Here is a 22,655-nt window from a genome sequence, read left to right on the forward strand (position 1 = left end):
TATGGACGTATTCTTCCGCATCATTAAATTTGGATTAACAGGCTTACTCGGAATGGCAATTGATTTCGGGGCCACCTGGCTGTTTAAAGAAAAAATAAAGGTTAATAAATACGTGGCCAATGCCATCGGCTTTTCACTAGCAGTTACAAACAACTATTTAATTAACCGGATATGGACTTTCCAAAGCACCAACATGCACTGGGGGACAGAATTTGGTAAATTCCTGGTGGTGAGCTTGATTGGATTAGGCTTGAATACTTTTATCATTTACCTTTTCCACCAGCGTAAAAATGGAACAAATTTTTATGTGGCTAAGTTCTTTGCTATCGTAATCGTGTTCGTTTGGAATTTCCTGGCCAATATGCTGTTTACCTTTAAGTAACATTTTTGCCAATAAAGTAAAATACAACGAGCCAGATTAGTCCTTTAATCAGGAAGAATAAAAACCCGATTAAGCCAACCCGCTTAAACCATAATTTTACCTTTTCTTTGTTCATTACCTTATTGGTAAAGATAAAATATTTTCACTAAATTAGAAAGATTTTAAATAAGGAATAATGATTGCAACAAGATTTTCACACTTTGTTTTCTTTGCCTTACTCTTTTTATATTCGAATAGCTTTGCACAGCCTTTCAACAACATCGGACATTATAAAACTAACTTTTCTATCGCGTCAAACGGTACAGAAAAACTCATTGCAATCAGAAGTTTTACTAATGATAGTCAGAAGTATTTCTTATTAGTTAATCCAACAACGTTAGATACAAAAGTCGATCTGGCCAGCCATTATTCTACCAGCAGTCTACAATGGTCAAATGTATTGGCTATTTTCAAAAACAGCCCTTACATCAGATCTTTAGAAATCGCGACAGCCAAAGATTGGCAGTTGCAAAATGCAGGCATTGATCACGCTATTCCCGGCGAAAAAGGCATCGCGCTAACCATTGATTTATGTCCATCGCATAAAAGTTTAGATCGAATTATTTTCCAATCTGTTTTTGATGAATTTAATAAAACAGAACAACCTGCCCCTTTAGCAATTTCTGCTTCTGGCAAATGGATGTTAAAACATCAGGATGATTTAAACTGGCTGAAAAGCCTCGTAGATAAAAAAGAATTAAACATTACCTGGGTAAACCACTCTTATAATCATGAGGTTAATAGTTTGCCTTTGGCAGAGAACTTTTTATTAGCACCCGGAACCAATCTGGATGTTGAGGTTTTAGAAAATGAAAAGCTGATGCTTAAAAATGGGTTAACACCATCTGTATTTTTCCGCTTTCCGGGCTTGGTATCTGATAAAAGTATAGTGGATAAAATAACAGCTTACGGACTAATTCCAATTGGCAGTGATGCCTGGCTGGCAAAAGGGCAACAACCAAATGCAGGCAGCATTGTATTGATTCATGGCAACGGGAACGAAGAAATTGGCGTAAAAGATTTTATTCAATTACTCAAAAACAAGAAAGCTGATGTAAAAAACAAGCAATGGTTATTGTTCGATTTAAGGCAAGGACTAGAAAAAGAATTTGATAGATAAGATGCTATTTATGGAAAGTATCTAAATATAAATCTTCTACCTTTTTACGGGCCCAAGGCATTCTTCGCAAGAAATTTAAACTCGATTTGATACTTTGATTATTGGTGAAACAATCAATCCTGATTAAAGAACCGAGTTTTTCCCAACCATAATGAACCTGCAAATCGGTTACAATTTTTTCGAGGTTGATACCGTGTAATGGATTATTTTTTTGTACTTCCGCCATGTTACAAAGGTAAGTTAATTCACAAAATTATTAAGGAATATATTGCGCCATCCAAACTGTTGCCCCGCCACAGCTTTCATCATTAACGCGATGCTCCAACACCGTAAAATTATGCGTTGATAAAATAGATTTGTAACTTTCTGTATTTAGCGAGGCGTGATGCAAATGCTCTCCACCAATGAATCCCCAGGCCTCTCCATCTTCCGCACCAGAAGTGAACAACAGAACGCCATTCGCCTGAAGATGATCGGTAAAAACACTAAACATATTGGCTTGGTCTGTTGCTGGCAAATGAAAGAAACTGTGCCAGGCAATGATTGCATTAAACTTTTTAGCTAAATGAAGTTTGCGCATATCTTCCAACACAAAAGTGGTATCAGGAAAGTTTATTCGCGCCATGTCTAACATTTTTTCACTGGCATCTACGCCCGTTACGTTAAATCCTGAATGATTTAAATATTCTAGTATAGGCTTCCCGTTTCCACAACCTACATCCAATATTTCGGCATTCGCAGGCATCAGCCTGATCAGTTCATCGAGGTATTTTTTTTCTATTAAATCCCCATCCCGATTATTTGAAAACCAACCGGCAATTTTATCATAAACCTTATAAACATTTTTCCTTTCGCGATTTTCCATGGAAGTTAGGAGCTTACTGCCGTTGCATCGATTTCAATGAGCATCCCATTAAGTGCCAACCTTGAAACCGGAATTAATGTATTCACCGGAAATTTCAAATCGGGCCATATTCTGGTAGATTCTTCAATTAAAATTTCATGTTTTTCATCATCGTAGTCTACAACCAGCGTAGTTAATTTGGCGATTTGATTCATTTTCAGACCCTTGCTTGCCAATGCAATTTCAATATTCTCAAACACGATCTTAACCTGTATCCTGAAATCATCACTTAAAACCCCATCCGTTCTGCTCCCACCCTGCCCTGCAACAAAAACCAATAAATCAGTTGCTGACACCGTTGCTACATGAGAGTAGGCATGATTACGCGGGTCATAAATATCTGCCGGATTGCTTATTTCTAAATGATTATTTTCCATGCTGATCAAATTTAAGCAGCGAATTTATTCATTTCGAAACCTAGAAATGTAGCCTAATTGCAATAAACAAAAATGGTTTATTTTAAAAAAAATGTCACACCTTGCCGCCGAATAACACCTAAAATTTAAGGCATTTCAGCAAGCTTAGTGTGACAAATTGAAAAGGGAGTTTATGAAAAATCTCTTTATTTTTTAAATCTGTATTAATTATTTATTACCATTTACACCCCGGTCTGCAACCACCCTCCGATCCATCGGAGGGAATGGCGATCGTAATTCTCCTCTTTCAGAGGGGTGCCCAAAGGGCGGGGTGGTAAAAAAACAATAAATCGATCAAATATTATTAATCGATCTCAACTTATTATGTTTAATTTGTTCCAGCGGTCCAGATGTTATTGTCTGGGTTGCTATCCGGTAAAACTTTGTTTGGATCTAATGTTACGGAAACAATTTCTTCCGTTGTTGGATAACGAACCGACCAGGTTGAATTTTTCATCCAAACATCAACAGGAAGTTTAATGATATCCGTTTTACCACTTTTTGTTTTTACCTCAAGAATAATAGGCATTGGCATTTTTTCCAAGTTTAATACTTTGATGGTGTAAGCGGTAAGCTTTCCATCGGTTTTAACCTCCTGAACAGCACCGATTGCCTGATCCATTTTCCAGCTATTCAAAAACCAGCTTCTCCAAAACCAGGCTAAATCTTCCCCCGCACCGTTTTCCATTGAACGGAAAAAATCATATGGTGTTGGATGTTTGAATGCCCAGTTTTTGATGTATTGACGAAAGGCATAATCAAAACGGTCTTCACCTAAAATCTGGTTTCTCAAAATATCAAGACCCCAGCCTGGTTTGGCATATAAATTAATCCCAATATTTGCTTCGGTCATTCCATCAGGCATGAGCATGATGTTTTCAAATTTAGGGTTACCAATTACCTGCTTGCCAATAGCATTCATATTGGCATCACGCTTGGCATATTCTCCCTTGTTAAAGTTTTTAGATGAAATACCATTGATAAAAGTATTAAAACCCTCATCCATCCAACCGAACTTGCGCTCATTAGATCCAACAATCATCGGGAACCAGGTATGACCAAATTCATGATCAATTACCCCCCAGGCACTCCCTTTTTTAGCTTTCCACCCACAAAATACGATACCAGGATATTCCATGCCACCAATATTGGTAGCCACATTAACAGCCATTGGGTAAGGGTATTCAAACCATTTTGTAGAATAATGTTCGATCGTTGTTTTTACATACTCAACACCTCTTCCATAAGCGTCTGCACCATTGCTTTCTACAGGATGTGCAGAAACAGCTAACGATTTTTTACCGCTTGGCAAATTAATACGCGCAGCATCTAAAACGAAAGCTTTTGATGATGCCCATGCGGCATCACGTGCATTAATAATTTTGTACTTCCAGGTTAATTTATCTTTCGCAGGACGAGATTTAGGGTCAGTAACTTCAGCTTCTGAACGGATGTGTACGGTTTCATCACTATTTTTTGCAGCATTCCACCTTTTTAATTGTTCGGGTGTAAAAACTTCAGCAGGATTTAATAACTCGCCAGACCCCATCACGATGTGACTTGCAGGTGCTGTAATTGCAAAATTAATATCTCCATATTCACAATAAAATTCACCACCACCCCAATAAGGCAATGTGTTCCAGCCAATTACATCATCATAAACACACATACGTGGAAACCATTGAGCAATTGCGAAAATTTCTCCGTTTTTGGTGGTCAGGTGTCCGGTTCTATCTGATCCTTCTTTAGGCACTACATAAGAATAATCTATCTTAACCGTAATTACATCGCCATTTGCAGCTAAAGGTTGATCCAAACGGATTTGCATCCTCGTATCTTCCACCAGAGAAGTGAACTTTACTGCGCCTGCTTTTTTAGAGACACTTATATTTTTAATTTCATAGCCGCCAGAGAATTTTTCGCCCTGGGCACCATATCGGCTTTGCGAAGGCGTAATCTGCTTGCCACGGGAATCTTCTTTAAATGTATTCTGATCCAGTTGTAGCCATAAGTAAGGCAACTGATCCGGACTATTATTCTTATAGGTTAAGGTAACTGAGCCCGTTACTAAATTTTGGGTTTCATCAAGATTAGCGGTGATATTATAATCTACCCGGTTCTGCCAGTATTTTACACCTGGAGCGCCATTTGCAGAACGAAATTCGTTTCCATTTTGAGTGTAGAACAATGGTCCGAAAGCATCGGCCGGATTGTAATTTGATACCGGAGCAGCCTGTTGCGCAAAAGCAGAGAATGCAGAAGCACAACTAAGTGCGCACAAAGCGACTAGTTTGGTTATTTTCATGTGAATAAGTTGTATTACGGATGTAAATATAAAAAATAAGCACATATGACTACATATGTGCTTATAATGTTACCCCTGAAATATTAGATTAAATTAATTTACCTTCAATTTTGGTAAATCTTGTAGTTTTTTCTGCTGTGGTGTAAGTTTTTGCCAGGCAACGAATGCCCTCGAGATATAATAACTATAGCGATAAGGTCTTTCTGCTTTTACCAGCTCAACCGAAGGGCGATAAATGATCATAAAGTTCTTCAGCTCTTCGCCTTGCAGTTTGGTTAACTCTGTAACCGCTTTCTCGCTAAAGTTTGCATCGATTTCTTCGAGATACATATCTTTTTCTTCAAGCTCTGCTTCTTTGCGTTGCTGCCTTTTATATTTTCCGTATCCTAGGTTTAAATTTAAGCCTCCAACTTTATCGGTCATTCTTTTTCTCTGCAGGTTTCCGCCTGTATTTAACAAAGTATATTTTTCTGCAAGTGGATCTTTTGCGTCTGTAATCTGGCTGTTCATTCTCACCCCTCTCACATCTACATCTGCCAAACTATTAGATTTTACCGGCAAATAGATCGTTCTGTTCAGCAGGTTGGTTAAGTATAAGGTATCGGTGTGATAACCAACCGCAGAAAATTCAATTAAATCGCCAACCGTAGCCGGAATTGTGTATTTACCATCGGTACTGGTAGTGGTTGTTTTCTTACTATTCAGGTTTCGAACTGAAACACCTGGTAATGATATTGTTTTTTTAGAATAATCGAATACGGTACCTGTAGTTACGGTTTGCGCAAACACGCCAAAAGGCAGGGCGAGGAGAAAGAAAATAATCAGCTTATACATAGGTCAAAAGTAATTGAGTAAAGAGTCTAAAGTCTGTATTTAACAAACTTTAACATTAGAACAACTGAGTTAAGCTAGTGTTTGATTATAATGTAATTCATCAAAGGAAATAAGGATCGCATTGCCATCCTTTTCTATAATCGGGCGTTTAATCGCACTGGTATTTTCTACAAGGTATGCAATGGCTTTTTCCTGGTTATCTATAGCAGTTTGTTCCTCTTTCGTTAATTTTTTCCAGGTTAAACCCTTACGGTTTAATACGGTTTCCCAACCAAAAGTATCACACCATTTATTTAATTTTTCCGGCGTAATTCCTTTTTTCTTGAAATCGTGAAACTCGAAATCGACATGGTGCGCTTTTAACCAGTCGAGTGATTTTTTTACTGTATTGCAGTTGGGAATTCCGTAAACGATCATGTGAATATTGAATTAGTGAGTGAGTGAATTAGTGAGTGAATGAATTTTTTTGTGCTCAAAGATAATAAGTGAATAATGAAATACTCTTATTTATACCTTTATATCCATTAAACGGAGAAATCTTACGTTCATCACATTTTTTTAACTATCCATCACATTTTAAATCGCAAATAAATAAGTCTTTGTAGCATTGCAGTATATAACACACCAATATGTACGTTTTATCAGAAAATTTTACGCCTTCAAAAACTAAAAGTATTAACCAGCTGGAATTCTGGATTTCTACTACACTTTACATCCTCGCTATAATCAGCATTTGCTCGCAAACCACTTATGGATCTGGCAACGACCAGCGGTTTTCTGATCAGTTGATAGATTTCTCTGTGATGAAAAATTTCTTCCTACCCGAATTATTTAAGATTAGCACTTTATACATCAGTTTTCTGCTTTTTAATTTTTGCTTCATGCCGCAGCTGGCGCGGAAAAATAACATTACGTTAAATGTGATATTATCAATTTTAGTGACTGCCTTTTCGGTGGTCACCTGGATGGTTGCCAATACCTACTCACAAGCCTATCGTCTGGTTGAATTCGATGATATCGATAATGCCTATGGGGTATTTTTTGGCGAAGCTTTTTATTATATTTTCTTTCTCTACCTGCTCTTTTGTATTTATTCCTTCTTTAACGAACAAGGGATAGTACTTTTAAACAAGATTAATTTATTAAAGCGTTACCACAAAAATATCATTCAGGAGATCTTTACCGTTACCAGGATCTGGTTAATATCGCTAATGGCTTTAACGGTTATGCTCTCAGGCACCTTCAATTATGAATTCCTGCTTTTTTGGTTTGTAGGCCCGCCCATCAATATTATTGTATGTTTCCTTTCTATTTATCACCTTATTCCGATGCTAAGAAAAGAGCAGAAGGGTTTCGGACGATATTTCTGGGGAAACGTAGCGCTAGCCGTTCCTATTGTACTTATTCTCCTCTTATCACTCATCACCTTTACAAGAGGTGGCCCCGCATTACCAATTGCCTTAATTTTAACCTCAATTAGCTTAATCTGTATCACCACCCCTGCCGCCTGGTATATTTATAAAAATAAATTTGAAAAGCTTACCGAAATTCAAATGCTTAAAACAGAACTCGGAAAATCTGATGCCAATTTAAACTTCTTGAAATCGCAGATTAACCCACATTTCCTGTTTAACGCATTAAATACGTTATTCGGAACGGCCTTGCAGGAAAATGCCGAAAGAACGGGAGAAGGGATTCAGAAACTTGGCGATATGATGCGATTTATGCTCCATGAAAATACGCAGGATAAAATTTCACTTACCCGTGAGGTAGAATACCTTAATAATTACATCGATCTGCAGAAATTACGAACATCCCGCTCTGCGGATATTAAAATTGATACTCATATTGAGGAACAGATTAACAACCTGCAAATCACACCGATGCTGCTGATTCCTTTTATCGAAAATGCCTTTAAACATGGGATCAGTTTACAACAGCCATCTTACATCAAAATTACGCTGCAAACAAAAGAAAGCACTTTGTATTTCGATATTAGCAATAGCATTTATACAAAGGCAGATCATGATCCTGAAAAACTTAAAAGTGGTATTGGCCTGGAAAATGTAAAGCAAAGGCTCTCCTTACTTTACTATGGAAAACATGAACTGATTATCCGCGAAAGCGCAAAAGAATTTTTTGTTCATCTAACCTTACAATTGGATTAATCTAATCCTTATATTGCTGCTTTGAATAATTAAAAGATGATTGCTATTGCCATAGATGATGAACCCATTGCGCTGGATATTGTAAAATCACATGCGGCAAAGGTTCCCTTTTTAGATCTTGTAGAAATGTTTACAGATGCTTTTCTGGCAATCAGCTTTTTGCAGCAAAATAAAGTTGACCTAATTTTTCTAGACATTAAAATGCCCGACATTAGCGGCATCGATTTCCTTAAAAGTTTAAGCAATCCACCGATGGTTGTTTTCACCACCGCCTATACAGAACATGCCGTGCAAAGTTTTGAGCTCGATGCGATCGATTATTTACTAAAGCCTTTTTCCCTCGCCCGTTTTTTAAAGGCTTGTAATAAGGCTCAGGAACTTTATAACCTGAGAAACCAAAAGCCGGAAACTAAAGCAACGCACATTTTCATCAAAGATGGTTACGAACAAATTAAAGTAGAATTGGCCGATATCCTTTATGTTGAGGCCTCTGGAAACTATACGCAGATACACTTGAAAGAGAAATTGCTGAGCTCCAGAATAACCATTAACGATTTGGCAGAATTACTGCCGAAGAAAGATTTTATCAGGTGCCACAGGGCCTTTATTGTTGCTAAAAACCGAATCTCTAAGTTCGACCGCAATCAAATCTGGATAGGAGAAAAAATTATCCCGGTAGGTGCAACTTATAGCGGCATCCAGTTAACGTGATTAAAACTTACAACCGTTAAACATTTATGTTTCCAACATTCAAAGCTTAGCGTTATCTTTGCCCCATGTCAACACAATTAAAAAATCTTTCAGATTTCTCTCACACTACTGTACCTAATGGTGCAAACTATAAATTCGGAATTATTGTAGCCGAATGGAATGCAGAAATTACTGGTGCGTTATACAATGGTGCTTTAAAAACTTTAATAGAGAATGGTGTAAAAGAAGAAAACATTGTTTCTTTACCTGTTCCGGGAAGTTTCGAGTTAACTGTTGGTGCTGAAATATTATTGAGTAAGAGAAATGATATCGATGCGGTGATCTGTTTGGGTTGTGTGATTCAGGGCGATACTAAACATTTCGATTTTATTTGTGATGCAGTAGCGCAGGGGGTAACAAATGTTGGTATAAAATATAGTAAGCCCGTTATTTTTGGTGTATTAACTACAAATAATTTAGAACAAGCTCAGGATCGTGCTGGCGGTAAGCATGGCAATAAAGGAGATGAAGCTGCAATTACCGCGATTAAAATGGCCGATTTATCTGCAAACATTTAAATTGTATTTCGTAAACTATTTGTACCTTAGCTCATTAAATTAACCATCTAATGAAAAAAGTAGCCATCTTACTCTTGGCGGTGTTTAGCACCATTACCATTTTAGAATCTTGTTCTTCTAAACTTTGTCCGGCTTATAGCTCTTATCCCGAAGGCAAACGTAGAAGGAACTAACCTACAAAACTTTTCAATTTTCATTTTTACGTCATTTGCAGAACATTATCTTCAATGCAACTGTTGTGCCTATAAACAATACTTACTATGACTTGGGTTAATTTAACATCGCTGGATCAGTTAAACGAAATAAAAAATGCAGATGGCTACAGCTTGATATTTAAGCACAGTACTCGTTGCTCTATTTCAATGATGGCAAAAAGAAATTTCGAATTTAACTGGGAAGTGATTCCAGTGGATACAAAACTTTACTTTTTAGATTTGATCAGCTATCGCGAAATCTCAAATTCAGTTGCTGAGGTTTTTAACGTGGCACACCAATCTCCACAAATTTTATTGATTAAAAATGGCGACTGTGTTCTGGAAGCATCACATAGTGATATTTCTGCAGATGAAGTTGCAGAAGTAATTGCTGCTTAAAAATATTTTTATTTAACGATAAAAAAAGAGGACGTGAAAATTTAATTTTCACGTCCTCTTTTTTTGCTTAATTTATTGATTAAACGTTTTGAATTTCAAGCACCCTGGAAGTTCTTTCTCTGGTTGTTTTGCTAAGTGTAGCATCATTAGCCAGTTCTTTTCCATAGGTAGGAATCATTTCTTTGATTTTATTCTGCCACTCGTCAGTTGCTAAATCTTCTTTAAAACAACGTGCCAGCAACTCAAGCATAATAGAAACTGCAGTTGATGCGCCTGGCGATGCGCCAAGTAAAGCGGCAATGGAACCATCTTCTGCACTAACCACTTCGGTACCAAATTCCAGCACTCCACCTTTTTTCTCATCCTTTTTAATCACTTGCACCCTTTGTCCGGCATATTCCAGTTCCCAGTCTTTTAATTCTGCTGTAGGTAAATATTCTTTCAAAGCTTCCAGCCTATCTTCCGGAGATTGTCTCACCTGCTCAATAAGGTACTTCGTTAAATCTAAGTTGTGTAATCCTGCCGAAATCATCGGGCGGATATTATTAAACTTAATTGATTTTGGAAGATCCAGAAATGATCCGTTTTTAAGGAATTTTGTAGAGAAACCTGCATAAGGGCCAAAAAGCAATGCTTGTTTACCATTAATCATTCTGGTATCTAAATGCGGAACAGACATTGGTGGTGCACCAACTGCCGCCTTGCCATAAACCTTTGCATGGTGTTTGGCAATAATTTCATCATTGGTACATTTTAACCATTGGCCACTTACAGGAAATCCTCCGAAACCATTACCTTCCGGAATTCCAGATTTTTCTAATAATGGTAATGAACCTCCACCCGCACCAATAAATATGAATTTGGCTACGCGCTTACGGGTTTCCTTCGTCTCTAAATCTTTAACTTTAATGATCCAGTTACCATCTTTATTTTTCTTTAAATCACGGATTTCATGATTGAAATAAAGATTTACATTTTTTTGTTCCTTCAGGTGGTTGAATATATCACGGGTTAGAGAACCAAAATTAACATCAGTTCCTAAATCCATTTTTGTAGCGGCAATCTTTTCGTCTTTTTTGCGCCCATCCATAATTAAAGGAGCCCAGGCATCGATTACTTTTGCATCTTCTGTATATTCCATCTCGCTGAACAAATTGCATTTCTGCAATGCATCATAGCGTTTTCTAAGATATTCTACATTCTTCTTACCCCAAACAAAACTCATATGAGGAATCTTACGGATGAAGTTTGCAGGATTTGAAACCAATCCTTTTTCAATAAGATAAGCCCAAAATTGTTTTGATACCTCGAAATGCTCAGCAATCTGAACTGCTTTCTTCGTTTCAACGGTACCATCAGCCTTTTCTGGCGTATAGTTTAATTCGCAAAAAGCAGAATGACCTGTTCCCGCGTTATTCCAGGCATCAGAACTTTCAGCTGCAGCAATATCTAGTCTTTCGTAAATTTCTATACTTAAATCAGGCTCTAACTCTTTTAATAAAACACCAAGGGTTGCGCTCATAATACCTGCGCCAATTAGGATCACATCTGCGTCAGTTTTGCCAACTGTCTTTTTCTTTTTAGTCATTTTATATTAAAGGAGTTACAAATTTAGAATCATTTTAAACATACAACGAATTATGATGGATTAAAACCTGGAAATAATAAACATTTCCATGCTATAAACCAATAGCACCACACAAAGTTTAAACCAAATATTGCTTTCAATACGCATAACATTAAAAACGACATTAAAGCAACATTAAAAACTTAAAATAGCACTCATAAATTTTCATTTGGTTAAAGTATTTTCAGATAAACCTACTGTATGATTGAAGCTAAAGGTAAATCCGGCATAAAACGTTCGCCTAAAATTATAAATTTTATGGCTAAAAATTATCATTTGGGTAGGATAATGAAATAAAACCGACAGAAATGTGAAATTCTGTAACTCGCGCTTACCTCCATTTTAACTTTATTGATTTTACAACTTTAAGCGCTTAAACCATTACTTTAGCTTATTATGAAAATAAGAAATTTAACGCTTCTGATAATATTCATTTTTCTGGCCAGCTGTGGAGGCGAAAAAACTGATCAGATGATGCTCGAACTTGATCAGGTAAAACTCAATGAAAATTTAAATTATGATAAAATTGTTTTCTATAAGTATGCAAAGCTCGCCATTCGGTCTGCCGCGATTCAGGATACAACTTTGCCCGAATACCAAAAGTTTTCCAGACAAGCAAAAAGTACATTACGCACCTTAAAATCTATTGATCCAAATAGCAAAGAACAGATTTCTATTCTGGAGGCACTGAGACTTTACAAGGAATATCGTTCGGTAAAAGATTTTGTTAAGACAACTGATGAAGACGTCTTTCCTACCTTAGTAGATGGGATTATTGCCATGCAAACCGGTAAAATATCAGCAAAAAGTTTTTACCCCGACGAGAATAAAGTTAATAACCAAAACATTGAACACGCTGCTTTAAGTGTTGCAGTGTTAACTACCAGAGATCTGGGTCAGCCCATTGCACTTTACGAATGTTCTAAAACAGCACCAGAAAAACTAGAGGATGGTGAAATTAAAACACTGCTCGAGTTTATAAGGGGATTTCTTTTCTTCAGCAATAACTTATACTATCTATCAGAAGATGGCCTGACCAGAAACATCAAGTGGCTGGATAAAAACCAACAAATTGCCCTCCCTTATACTAAAGCATTTTTCGGCTGGAGGAATTTAAGTGATGAACAAACGCATCTTGCCTTTCATGGCATGAACTATCTTTTCAGAGGTTTTGACAGGATGCGCATGACCAGGAAAATTGACGAGGAAAGATCATTGGAAGATTTTGATCTCTTTTTGAAAGATATGAACACTCTTGGTCTGCAGAACGAGATTACGTGGGCAATAGATAGTTATCTGAATCTAAAAAGGGAAAATCCGGAAAAGGCTATTCAGGCACTAGAAAAACTCAGCAAAAGCAATCTGTTATCTGATGATGAACGGGAAGCAATTCAGAAAACAATCGATTATCAGAAAAACAGGGATACTGATGCTGCTTTAAAAAATGTGTATGACATAGCTTTTCTCACGAAGATCGGAACCAAATATATGGTTGCCATTTTTGCAAAAATTGATTGGGAAAGCGTGATGCTTGAGAATAATATTCCACACGCTAAAGAAATTGTTTCCGGAATAAAAAAAGTTAAGCAACTTTCTAACGCAGTGAGCAGTTATACTTCAAAGGCAAAAGGAAGCACGAAAACATTGAAGGAAACAGGCGGACAGTTTTTGGACCGGGCAAAAGATTTATTAAAATAGCAAACAACCTTTATCTCTTTTTATAGCGCAGCACTTTATAACCCATTGTTTTATTACAAGCGCCAAACATTTTAACCTTCTAAATTTTGCCGTGGATTGTTTAACTTTGCGCTATGATTGATTTACCAGTAGTACCTGCTGTAACTGAAGTTAAACGTAAACCGGATTGGTTACGTGTTAAATTGCCTGTAGGCAAAGAATATGCTCAAGTGCGCAGTTTGGTTGATACACATAAGCTCCATACCATTTGCGAAAGTGGTAACTGTCCGAATATGGGCGAATGCTGGGGTGCAGGCACTGCAACATTCATGATTCTTGGAAATATTTGTACCAGAAGTTGCTCATTCTGTGCCGTAGCAACCGGCCGGCCGTTAGCTGTTGATGTTGATGAACCCAACCGAATTGCCGATTCTGTAAGATTAATGGGCGTTAAACATTGCGTTATTACATCAGTAGATCGTGATGATTTGAAAGATGGTGGTTCAATTATATGGGCAGAAACGCTACAAGCCATTCGCAGAGAAAGCCCGGTTACTACATTGGAAACCTTAATTCCAGATTTTAAAGGCCAATGGGATAACTTATATCGCGTATTGGAAGAACGTCCTGAAGTCGTTTCGCACAATATGGAAACGGTTAAACGCTTAACCAGACAGGTAAGGATACAGGCAAAATACGACAGAAGCCTTGAAGCTTTAAAAAGGATTTCTGAATTCGGATTAAGAACTAAAACAGGCATCATGCTTGGATTAGGAGAAACCGACGAGGATATTTTCGAAGCAATGGATGATCTTGTTGCAAATGGTGTACACATTCTTACTTTAGGTCAGTATTTACAGCCAACCCGTAATCATCATCCGGTTATCGACTGGATTCATCCTGATCAGTTTGCCATGTATAAAGAAGTTGGCTTATCGAAAGGATTAAAATACGTGGAAAGCGGGCCTTTAGTGCGTTCATCTTATCACGCAGAGAAACATCTTTTCCCTATTGAAGGAATAGCTTAAAGCTTTATCTTACAGAAGATTTAAAAATGTTTTAAAAATAGCACTCCTACAGGGAATGTGTTTTCAAAACATTTTTTTGCTTTATGTGTTCAGTATTGTATCTTAGTAATCGAAGTGACTGCACTAAAAAAACCTACTCTAACCGAACCTGAACTCGTTCTCGCACTGCAATCGAAAGATTCTACGGTGTTAAAAACATTGTACAGCATGTATTCTTCGGCACTTTATGGTGTAATTTCCAGAATTATTACCCATACAGAACTGGCGGAAGATGTACTGCAGGAAACCTTTGTAAAAATATGGCAATCTGCTGAGCATTACGACAACTCTAAAGGAAGGTTGTTTACGTGGATGATGAATATCGCCCGCAATTTATCCATTGATAAATTACGTTCTAAAGATTTTAAAAATTCACTCAAAAACCAAGATATAGAAAATAACGTAAGTTTCGTTGATGAACAAAACAAGGTAACCTTTAATCCAGATGTACTTGGGATAAAGCAGCTTGTTGAAAATCTAAAGCCGGATTTACAAGCCGTTCTTGATTTAGTTTATTACAAAGGCTACACTCATGTGGAAGCCGCAGAAAAGTTAGATCTGCCATTGGGTACGGTGAAAACCCGCATTCGTTTGGCCATTATTGAATTGAGGAGGAGTTTTAATTAAGCGTGGAAAATTTAAAAGCATATATCGAATCTGGAGTACTTGAACTGTACGTTTTGGGAGATTTATCGCCCGAAGAAACGTTACACGTAAAGGAACTGGCATCGCAACATCAGGAAATTCGGGATGAACTGGCCGCTATTGAGTACGCGATGGAAGAATTTGCTATGCAAAATGCAGTACAACCTTCTGAAGATGTTGAAACAAAGTTATTTGAAAAATTAGGGATTAATATAGATGAAGAAGCTAACTTAGTTTCTGATCAGCCACTGCCAGTAGAACCAAAAATTATTAGGTTTGATAACAGTGATGGTAAAGTGAGAAGCTTACGTTATGCACTTGTTGCTTGTGTAGCACTTTTAATAATCAGTACGGCTGCCTTATTTATTACTTATAGCAAACTAACTGATGCGCATGATCAAATTGCAAGCCTGAATTTAGATAAAGAGAAATTTGCTGGAGTTGTTAGCAAACTAGAATATAACAACCGTGGATTAAACAATCTGGTTGAAATGAACGACAGTAAAGATTGGGCAACCGTAAGGATGCAAGGCCAGGCGATTAGCCCACAATCAAAGATGAATGTTTATTGGAATAAAAAAGATAAAAGTGTTTTAATCAATTATCTGGCAATGGATCTACCCAAAGCAGATGCCAAACATGAATATCAGCTTTGGGCTTTGGTAAATGGAAAACCAGTAAGCCTGGGTGTATTTGGCAAAACGGATTCAACCTCCAGAGAGGCTTTATTAAAGATGCAAACCATACAAGAAGCACAGGCTTTTGCTGTAACACTTGAACCAATGGGCGGAAGTGTAAATCCAACAATGGAAAAACTAACTGTAATGGGTGGTGTTTAGAATAAAAGGTATTTAAAAATAAAACCCCCGATAGCTTGAAAACTATCGGGGGTTTTTTATTGGTTTATTATTTTTGTGCGTATTTCACTTCTTCGTAAGGCTGAACTAAAACCCAACCTTCGCCAAAAAATTCCAGTTGAAATGATTCACCACTGCCTCTTCCGATAAATGAACCAAAAGTAAGGTTAGTTTTAATGTTAGGAGATAAATTTTCTGACCATGCTACTGTAGCATTCGGATCGGTGTAAACCGGCTGATTGGCACTCACCCTTAATAAGATAGGTTCGCCGTGAGTGGTAATTGCAATGTAACCACTTCCAGATAACTTCACCTGAAAAAGACCTCCACTCATCATTCCCGCAACACTTTTTAGCATTTTAATTTCATTTTTGATGGTGTCTTCAAGTGCTAAAACATCATTACCATTTACAAAAACAGATTCGTTTTGAAGTTTGATAATTTTAACCTTCTTACCTTCGTCTGCTAAGTAAAGTTTGCCAGTTCCAGAGGCATGCATTAATGATGTACCTTCTCCGGAAATGGCTTTTTTTAACAATCCGCCCAATCCCTTACTTAACAGGCCTTCGCGCTTAAAGTCAACATTGCCAATATAAGCAACCATTGAACCTGCTTTAGCCATAATTTTCTGGTTTCTCAGGTTTACTTCGAGTAGCGCTGGTTTTTCTAATTCAAAAAAGTCATTTTCATTTGGATCTTCTGCAGATTCATGAATGAGTTCCTTTAAGGTATACTCTTTTTTAGTTTCCATAATTTAGTGATATTGTTTTTCGGTTTTGACAATCCTAATCAATTCCTAAGCCAAACACAGCAAAAAATATTTTACTTTTTATCAAAACGTCTGTGAATGAGATAGTCGATACTCTTATTATGACCATTTAAATATTCTCAAAAGGGGTTTTACCAGATAGCCGGTCGAAATTATTTTTATTAAAAAAAACATAGAAGAAGGTGATTTAATAAAATAACAGCAATAATTGAATAGTTTTGAAAACAGTGGTGAAGGCCTTACCAGAAAAATATTTTTAACGGTTAAGAATACAGAATGGAAGTTGCCTACAGTAGTTTTTGTATTGTGGTGGAAATTCCGCTGGCAACTTGAGATGCTGTTACCACGATCTGATTTTTAGCCAATTCATCGCCAGTTTGCCCATGCACAAAGCAGCCTAAAATGGCGGTATCAAGCGATGGATACCCTTGAGCAACAAATGCCGCGATTACTCCTGTTAGTACATCCCCCATTCCACCTTGTGCCATGGCCGGATTACCAGTGGGATTAATATATACTTTCCCTTCAGCAGAGCAAATAAATGTAAATTGATTTTTAAGCACAATCACTATTTTCAGTCGCTTCGCTTGCGCGCTTGCTGTTTGCAATCTATCCCACCAACTATCATGATCCCCAAAAAGTCTGTCGAACTCTTTCATGTGGGGAGTTAAAATAGAATAATGCGGAAGTTTAGCTAACAAATCTCGCCTTTCTGCCAATAAATTGAGGCCATCAGCATCAATAATTAAGGATTGGTTGGCAACGATTAAGCTTTCCAGCAAATGCTCATTCTCAGTAGATATCCCCAAACCCGGACCAATAGCAATGGCCTGGTATTTACTTTGGTCTTCAATTCTGGTGTATTCATCACGTGGCAAAGCCATTACCTCGGGAAGCGTGGTGTTGAGTGCAATTAATCCACTTTGCGGAATGCAGGCAGTTGTTAGCCCTGCACCGGTATATAAACAAGCCATTGAGGCTAACAAGGCTGCGCCCATCGTATTCGTATTTCCGGCAATAATTAAAGCGTGTCCATAGGTACCCTTATGGCTAAATAACTTTCTAGGCTTTAAGATTTTTTTAACATCTATTTCTTCCACGAGATAAAAATCAGTGCTTTGCTTCACAATGAAATCTTCATCTAACCCAATCTCTACGACTTCAAACTGCAAAGTTGCTTCAGCTGATTCTGGCATAAAAAAATTAATTTTCGGCCGCTGAAAACAAATCGTTTTAAAAGCCTTTACACCATTATAGTCATTCGGTAATTTTCCTTCTGCGAAAAAACCTGTTGGTACATCTACCGCGTAAACTTTCTTTCTTGATTTATTAATTAGACTGGCCAGTTCCGCATACGCTCCTGCTAAGGGTTTATTTAATCCTGACCCTAAAATAGCGTCTATAATGATATCAGATTTAATACCTTTTAAATCGGCAGCATGATTTATGATAACTTTCTTACATCGGGATTCTTCCAACCGCTGCAAATTGATGGTAAAATCTGCGCTTTGTTTACTGCTAAAATTGACGATGTAAACCTTAATATTGAAATACCCATTACTGAATAAAAGATGCGCAATGGCTAATCCATCTCCTCCGTTATTTCCTTTTCCACAAAAAATAGCGATACTTTTTTGGGTATCAAATTCATCTCTCAGAAAGCATTGCACGAAAGCACGAGCAGCTTTTTCCATTAAATCAATAGAGGCGATTGGTTTATTTATAATGGTAAATTCATCAGCTTCGCGCATTTGCACTGAAGTAAGTAGAGTCTGCATAGCACTAAGTTAGGATTAAAGTATAATAAAGATTTGTTTATTAAACTGAGTTGGATAATATTTGCTTCCTTTTATACCTTGGTCTGCGACCACCTTCCGATGCATTGGAGGGAATTAAGATCGCCATTCCCTTCCTTTGGACTATCATTTGGACATAATTAATTTGTAAAGGTCTTTTATCCGCTCTTTGCCGCGGAGGCATGGTAATTTTTCACAGTTAATATTGTTTTTAGCGGTGTTCAAGAATGCTGCGCATTTTGGAGCGCCAAAGTACCCAAAGCGCTTTGTCAATCCAACTAGGGGCCTTTCACAAATCCCACACACATCAAAAAAACAGAGGCACTTCGTTTTGTGTTCAATACCTTTTAAAATTGAACCCGCATTAATGAACACAAAACCACTACGTTTAAGGTTTGTTAGTGCTATTTATACTATTGTACAACTGTTTTTTTGATTTCTCCGGCCCTTAGGATTGACGGCACTCTTCGGTATAACCTATGTTTTTATTAAAGTCAGTTAGCATAATGCATAAAACTATACCCAATACGATAGCGAAAGAAGGATGGTACGATCGCTATTCCCTTCCTTTGGAGGGGTGCCCAAAGGGCGGGGTGGTTAAAACACAAATAGACCGTTTAAATGATATTTTAATGCATATTATTACTCAAACTCGGGTTTTATTGTTTGGGGATAGCTATAACAACGCCTTATTTTTTTGGCTAAGACCCATTCTCATAACTAAAATTATATATCTTTAAAATCAGGATACTTATTAAGTGAATAACGTTTTTTATTAAAATTATGCCAATTGAATCATGTCTGAAAAAATAATCATTGGGGTAATCGACTGTAGTAAGTTTTCTATTTATCGCGACTGGGTTTTATCTTATAATAATCGGGTAGAAGTAATCCAGTTGGGTTATAAACTAGATAACTTTGAAGAAATTAAGAAATGTCAGGGTATTGTATTAACTGGTGGAGAAGATGTTCATCCACGATTCTACCATCACCCGGAATATTATCCTTATTGCCATGCTGATGATGTTGACGAACTTCGTGATGAATTTGAATTTAAAGTTTTAGCTTACACAGAAGAAAATCAGATCCCGGTTTTAGGCATTTGCCGTGGAATCCAGGTTGGAAATGTATTTTTTGGTGGCACTTTAATTCCTAATATTGCAACATGGGGTAAATTCGACCACTCTAAAATGCCAGATAAAAGCGACCGATATCATGAAATTCTGATCAATCCAAGTTCATGGCTTAAACAAATTGTACATACCGATCGCGGTTTAGTGAATAGCAATCATCATCAAAGTACAGATAAAATAGGGAAAGGTTTGGTAGTGAGCGCCATCTCTCCCGATGGAATTGCAGAAGCGATAGAACGGCTTGAACCATCTGGCAAATCATTTCTCCTATTTGTGCAATGGCACCCTGAACGTTTAAATAATCAGCAAGGTGTATTTAGCAAGAACCTGCATGATGCATTCATAAATGCAATAATTTAACCATACATCATTTAATCGTAATACCAGAAGTACTAAATCGACTTAGTTATGCTACTAACTGATGATTAGTAATCGTAATCACAACAAGTTCCAAATTTTTAATAAATTGCAGACTATACTTTTTCAATTAGTCTATAGTTAAATATTTAATGAGAAAACTATTCCTTTTGTTATCCTGCTGTATTTTTACGGCCAACAGCTATGCACAAACACTGGTAAACGAAACCGAAATCGGCGATGCTGAAACTGCTATTTCACAGGCTCAAATTGCCATTATTCCCGAGCCAGTTTCTTTAATGAAAAAAGCCGGGAGTTTTACTTTACCCGAAAATGTAAGTATTCAGGCCACTAAAGGTGAGGGATTACAACAGTCTGTTGCATTCCTATCTGAAAGAATTACCACTGCAACCGGCAAGTTTGTGAGTACGGTTTCAAGTGCTAATCACCCGACGATCAAATTGATTCTCAATACACAGAATGACCCAAAATTGGGCTTAGAGGGATATAAATTAAATGTAAATACAACACAAATTGTGATTACTGCGAATAAACCCGCAGGCATTTTCTGGGGTGTTCAGTCATTAATACAACTTTTTCCGGCAGCTATAGAAAGTAAAGAACTGGTAGATAACGTAAAGTGGAAATTGCCTTGCGTTGATGTGGTTGATTATCCAAAACTAGGCTGGCGAGGATTGATGTTTGATGTCGCCCGTCACTTTTTCACAAAAAACGAGGTAAAGCAATTCATTGATAACATGGTTCGCTATAAATTTAATCTGTTGCATTTTCACTTAACGGATGATGAAGGCTGGAGAATCGAAATTAAAGGCCTGCCTAAATTAACCGAAGTTGGTGCATGGAGCGTTAAAAAGACTGGCACTTTTGGTGACTTCATTCCGCCTACCGCTGATGAACCACGTAATTATGGTGGTTTTTACACACAGGAAGATATTAAAGAACTAGTACAATATGCACAAGAGCGTTTTGTAAACATCATGCCTGAGATTGACGTTCCAGGGCATAGTTTAGCGGCGATTGCTGCTTACCCTGAATTATCTTGTACGCCAGATGCCGTAAATTACAAAGTGCGTTCTGGCGAGAAGATTATGGACTGGAGCCGTGGCGCACCTCCCCTTGCCTTGGTAGACAATACACTTTGTCCGGCAAATGAAAAGGTTTATGTGTTCCTTGATTCTGTGATTACACAAGTTGCTAAGCTTTTTCCGTTCGAATATATTCATATGGGTGGCGATGAAGCAGCACATAATTTCTGGGAAAAGAATGATCAGGTAAAAGCACTGATGCAGCGTGAAGGGTTGAAAACAATCCCCCAGGTACAGGCTTATTTTGAAAAACGTATAGAGCAAATCGTGGTTTCTAAAGGCAAGAAATTTATGGCCTGGGATGAAATTCTGGAAGGAGGCGCTTCACCTACTGCCTCTGTAATGAGTTGGAGAGGTTTAAAATATGGCATTCAGGCTTCAAAGGATCAACATAATGTGGTGATGAGTCCGACTGATTTTGCCTATTTAGATTACATGCAGGCCGATCCGATCACGGAACCGAAGGTCTATGCCTCACTACGTTTAAATAAAACCTATCAGTTTAATCCAATACCTGCCGGCGCAGATCCCAAATATATTATCGGTGGCCAAGCCAATCTCTGGACGGAACAAATTTTTACCTTCCGCCAAGTACAATATATGGTATGGCCACGTGCCTTTGCCATTTCTGAAGCTATATGGAGTCCTATTGAAAAGAAAAACTGGACGAGTTTCATTAACCGTACAGAAGAGCATTTCAAAAGATTAGATTTAGCTGAAGTGAAATATTCACCTGCTATCTATGACCCAATCTTTACGGTAAAACGCAGTGCGGATAAACAATTGATGATTGAGTTAACACCGGAAATTGATGGTCTGGATATTTACTACAGCTTCGACAATTCTACACCAGATCGTTTTTACCCTAAATATACAACGGCACTTACTCCTCCAAAAGACGCCAGCATGCTTCGCGTAATTACATACAAAGGCAAACAACCAATTGGAAGACTAATCAGCATGCCAATTGCTGAATTACAAAAGAGAGCAAAATAATGGGGAAAGAAATTGAAAGAAAGTTTATCCTAAATCGTGAGGAATGGGAACAATTGGTAAAGCCTGTTGGGAAACATTTAAGGCAAGGTTACATCTCTAAGGATCCAAAGAAAACCATCCGCGTGCGAATTGCTGAAACACAAGCCTGGCTAACGATAAAAGGCATAACCGTAGGCGCATCCCGATTAGAATATGAATATGAAATCCCATTAGAAGAAGCAAAAGAATTGCTTGATAATTTTTGTGAATCAGAACTGGAAAAGATCAGATATGAAATTGAATACCATGGAAAAACCTGGGAGGTAGATGTATTCTCAGGTGATAACGAAGGATTGATTGTAGCAGAAATTGAACTTTTATCAGAAGATGAAGATTTCGAACGCCCTATCTGGGTTGATGTAGAAGTTACCGCTGATCAACGATACTACAATTCAAATTTAACTACTTATCCTTTCAAAGCCTGGGGGATTAGATAAATTTTTAATTTCTTAATAGAAATTACTTTGGAGGTATGAAGCAATCTAATGTAATCGCAACGTTTAGTCGTAGCGAGACGCTACAACTAGTTTTTTACTCTTCGTAGTTATAAAGAATTT

23 protein-coding genes are annotated in these 22,655 nt (G+C 37.4%); 14 read left to right on the plus strand and 9 right to left on the minus strand.

Annotated features, from left to right (window positions below):
- The first annotated feature begins 1 nt into the window (after nucleotide 1).
- Together ACN1CD_RS10670 and ACN1CD_RS10675 are read left to right on the plus strand one after the other, a co-directional pair.
- Nucleotides 2-382, plus strand: a complete 381-nt coding sequence (locus tag ACN1CD_RS10670) for a GtrA family protein (protein WP_419130378.1) — start codon at nucleotides 2-4, stop codon at nucleotides 380-382.
- Nucleotides 383-557: 175 nt separating this feature from the next.
- The gene (locus tag ACN1CD_RS10675; protein ID WP_419130379.1) at nucleotides 558-1,541 is read left to right on the plus strand and encodes a polysaccharide deacetylase family protein; all 984 of its coding nucleotides are present in this window, start codon (nucleotides 558-560) and stop codon (nucleotides 1,539-1,541) included.
- Between the two features lie 4 nt (nucleotides 1,542-1,545).
- On the opposite strand, the gene ACN1CD_RS10680 is transcribed toward ACN1CD_RS10675, so the two are convergent.
- The 6 genes from ACN1CD_RS10680 to ACN1CD_RS10705 all read right to left on the minus strand — a co-directional run bounded on the left by ACN1CD_RS10680 (nucleotide 1,546) and on the right by ACN1CD_RS10705 (nucleotide 6,417).
- On the minus strand, nucleotides 1,546-1,767 hold the full coding sequence (locus ACN1CD_RS10680) for a VF530 family DNA-binding protein (protein WP_419130380.1): 222 nt from the start codon (nucleotides 1,765-1,767) through the stop codon (nucleotides 1,546-1,548).
- Nucleotides 1,768-1,797: 30 nt separating this feature from the next.
- Nucleotides 1,798-2,406 (minus strand): class I SAM-dependent methyltransferase, encoded by a 609-nt coding sequence (locus ACN1CD_RS10685; protein WP_419130381.1) that lies wholly within the window; start codon nucleotides 2,404-2,406, stop codon nucleotides 1,798-1,800.
- Between the two features lie 5 nt (nucleotides 2,407-2,411).
- Complete coding sequence (locus ACN1CD_RS10690) at nucleotides 2,412-2,822, minus strand: RidA family protein (RefSeq protein WP_419130382.1); 411 nt, start codon at nucleotides 2,820-2,822, stop codon at nucleotides 2,412-2,414.
- A gap of 367 nt (nucleotides 2,823-3,189) precedes the next feature.
- Nucleotides 3,190-5,166, minus strand: coding sequence for a M1 family metallopeptidase (locus ACN1CD_RS10695; protein ID WP_419130383.1), 1,977 nt, complete (start codon nucleotides 5,164-5,166; stop codon nucleotides 3,190-3,192).
- 93 nt (nucleotides 5,167-5,259) lie between these two features.
- Nucleotides 5,260-6,000 carry a hypothetical protein gene (locus ACN1CD_RS10700; RefSeq protein ID WP_419130384.1) on the minus strand — a complete coding sequence of 247 codons (741 nt, stop codon included), beginning with the start codon at nucleotides 5,998-6,000 and terminating at the stop codon, nucleotides 5,260-5,262.
- Between the two features lie 69 nt (nucleotides 6,001-6,069).
- Nucleotides 6,070-6,417, minus strand: coding sequence for a Spx/MgsR family RNA polymerase-binding regulatory protein (locus ACN1CD_RS10705; RefSeq protein WP_419130385.1), 348 nt, complete (start codon nucleotides 6,415-6,417; stop codon nucleotides 6,070-6,072).
- A 212-nt stretch (nucleotides 6,418-6,629) separates the two neighbouring features.
- On the opposite strand from ACN1CD_RS10705, the gene ACN1CD_RS10710 reads away from it, so the two are divergent.
- From ACN1CD_RS10710 to ytxJ, 5 genes are all read left to right on the plus strand, one after another.
- Complete coding sequence (locus tag ACN1CD_RS10710) at nucleotides 6,630-8,168, plus strand: sensor histidine kinase (protein WP_419130386.1); 1,539 nt, start codon at nucleotides 6,630-6,632, stop codon at nucleotides 8,166-8,168.
- Between the two features lie 36 nt (nucleotides 8,169-8,204).
- Nucleotides 8,205-8,879, plus strand: a complete 675-nt coding sequence (locus ACN1CD_RS10715) for a LytR/AlgR family response regulator transcription factor (RefSeq protein ID WP_419130387.1) — start codon at nucleotides 8,205-8,207, stop codon at nucleotides 8,877-8,879.
- Between the two features lie 65 nt (nucleotides 8,880-8,944).
- Complete coding sequence (gene ribH, locus ACN1CD_RS10720; RefSeq protein WP_419130388.1) at nucleotides 8,945-9,436, plus strand: 6,7-dimethyl-8-ribityllumazine synthase; 492 nt, start codon at nucleotides 8,945-8,947, stop codon at nucleotides 9,434-9,436.
- 50 nt (nucleotides 9,437-9,486) lie between these two features.
- Nucleotides 9,487-9,609 (plus strand): hypothetical protein, encoded by a 123-nt coding sequence (locus ACN1CD_RS10725; RefSeq protein WP_320466282.1) that lies wholly within the window; start codon nucleotides 9,487-9,489, stop codon nucleotides 9,607-9,609.
- An 87-nt stretch (nucleotides 9,610-9,696) separates the two neighbouring features.
- Entirely contained in the window at nucleotides 9,697-10,029 is a 333-nt protein-coding gene (ytxJ, locus tag ACN1CD_RS10730; protein WP_419130389.1) for a bacillithiol system redox-active protein YtxJ, read from the plus strand.
- A gap of 79 nt (nucleotides 10,030-10,108) precedes the next feature.
- Here ytxJ and ACN1CD_RS10735 read toward each other — a convergent pair whose 3' ends face one another.
- The gene (locus tag ACN1CD_RS10735; RefSeq protein WP_419130390.1) at nucleotides 10,109-11,617 is read right to left on the minus strand and encodes a malate:quinone oxidoreductase; all 1,509 of its coding nucleotides are present in this window, start codon (nucleotides 11,615-11,617) and stop codon (nucleotides 10,109-10,111) included.
- 435 nt (nucleotides 11,618-12,052) lie between these two features.
- On the opposite strand from ACN1CD_RS10735, the gene ACN1CD_RS10740 reads away from it, so the two are divergent.
- The 4 genes from ACN1CD_RS10740 to ACN1CD_RS10755 all read left to right on the plus strand — a co-directional run bounded on the left by ACN1CD_RS10740 (nucleotide 12,053) and on the right by ACN1CD_RS10755 (nucleotide 15,884).
- On the plus strand, nucleotides 12,053-13,354 hold the full coding sequence (locus tag ACN1CD_RS10740; RefSeq protein WP_419130391.1) for a hypothetical protein: 1,302 nt from the start codon (nucleotides 12,053-12,055) through the stop codon (nucleotides 13,352-13,354).
- A gap of 113 nt (nucleotides 13,355-13,467) precedes the next feature.
- Nucleotides 13,468-14,361 (plus strand): lipoyl synthase, encoded by an 894-nt coding sequence (gene lipA / locus ACN1CD_RS10745; RefSeq protein ID WP_419130392.1) that lies wholly within the window; start codon nucleotides 13,468-13,470, stop codon nucleotides 14,359-14,361.
- 114 nt (nucleotides 14,362-14,475) lie between these two features.
- Nucleotides 14,476-15,027 (plus strand): RNA polymerase sigma factor, encoded by a 552-nt coding sequence (locus tag ACN1CD_RS10750; protein WP_419130393.1) that lies wholly within the window; start codon nucleotides 14,476-14,478, stop codon nucleotides 15,025-15,027.
- Between the two features lie 2 nt (nucleotides 15,028-15,029).
- Nucleotides 15,030-15,884 (plus strand): anti-sigma factor, encoded by an 855-nt coding sequence (locus tag ACN1CD_RS10755; RefSeq protein ID WP_419130394.1) that lies wholly within the window; start codon nucleotides 15,030-15,032, stop codon nucleotides 15,882-15,884.
- Nucleotides 15,885-15,951: 67 nt separating this feature from the next.
- Here ACN1CD_RS10755 and ACN1CD_RS10760 read toward each other — a convergent pair whose 3' ends face one another.
- Nucleotides 15,952-16,653, minus strand: a complete 702-nt coding sequence (locus tag ACN1CD_RS10760) for an AIM24 family protein (RefSeq protein WP_419130395.1) — start codon at nucleotides 16,651-16,653, stop codon at nucleotides 15,952-15,954.
- 305 nt (nucleotides 16,654-16,958) lie between these two features.
- Complete coding sequence (locus tag ACN1CD_RS10765) at nucleotides 16,959-18,449, minus strand: NAD(P)H-hydrate dehydratase (protein WP_419130396.1); 1,491 nt, start codon at nucleotides 18,447-18,449, stop codon at nucleotides 16,959-16,961.
- A gap of 815 nt (nucleotides 18,450-19,264) precedes the next feature.
- Here ACN1CD_RS10765 and ACN1CD_RS10770 point away from each other — a divergent pair.
- The 3 genes from ACN1CD_RS10770 (at nucleotide 19,265) to ACN1CD_RS10780 (ending at nucleotide 22,535) form a co-directional block, all read left to right on the plus strand.
- Nucleotides 19,265-19,960: a gamma-glutamyl-gamma-aminobutyrate hydrolase family protein gene (locus ACN1CD_RS10770; RefSeq protein ID WP_419130397.1), complete on the plus strand. Its 696-nt coding sequence runs from the start codon at nucleotides 19,265-19,267 to the stop codon at nucleotides 19,958-19,960.
- 149 nt (nucleotides 19,961-20,109) lie between these two features.
- Complete coding sequence (locus ACN1CD_RS10775; RefSeq protein ID WP_419130398.1) at nucleotides 20,110-22,059, plus strand: beta-N-acetylhexosaminidase; 1,950 nt, start codon at nucleotides 20,110-20,112, stop codon at nucleotides 22,057-22,059.
- Complete coding sequence (locus ACN1CD_RS10780) at nucleotides 22,059-22,535, plus strand: CYTH domain-containing protein (protein WP_419130399.1); 477 nt, start codon at nucleotides 22,059-22,061, stop codon at nucleotides 22,533-22,535. The genes ACN1CD_RS10775 and ACN1CD_RS10780 overlap by 1 nt, the downstream gene beginning before the upstream one ends.
- Nucleotides 22,536-22,655: the final 120 nt, after the last annotated feature.

Source organism: Pedobacter sp. N23S346 (assembly GCF_048515415.1).
Lineage (GTDB): Bacteria > Bacteroidota > Bacteroidia > Sphingobacteriales > Sphingobacteriaceae > Pedobacter.